The following is a 273-nucleotide window of genomic DNA, read 5'->3' as shown; positions in this document are numbered from 1 at the left end:
TTCCCTTGAGCCGAAATCCCATCCAGACCCAATCATTGTGCTGTCGCACCTTGATAAAGGCATGGCTGGCATCGGCATTGATCCTGGCGCACTGGCTCCCGTAAAGGCTCGGAAAAGTCTTGGTGCTGGATGTCAGGCGCGGTGGTTTGGCGTGCAGGTGTTTACGATCACCGCTGCGCCACGCCTCAAACCGTGTCACGAAGGAGCGGACTTGACCAACCGCATCCATGATAGCGACACGGCGAAGGTACGATGGAAATTTGTAGTAGCGTT

Annotated in this window: 1 pseudogene; it reads right to left on the bottom strand. The window is 55.7% G+C overall.

The annotated features are described in order from the left end of the window. A pseudogene (locus DU506_RS21145) lies at positions 1-273 on the bottom strand (IS200/IS605 family accessory protein TnpB-related protein); the annotation flags it as partial.

Source organism: Vreelandella rituensis (assembly GCF_003336665.1).
GTDB lineage: Bacteria > Pseudomonadota > Gammaproteobacteria > Pseudomonadales > Halomonadaceae > Vreelandella > Vreelandella rituensis.
This window is presented reverse-complemented; position numbering and strand designations above follow the sequence as displayed.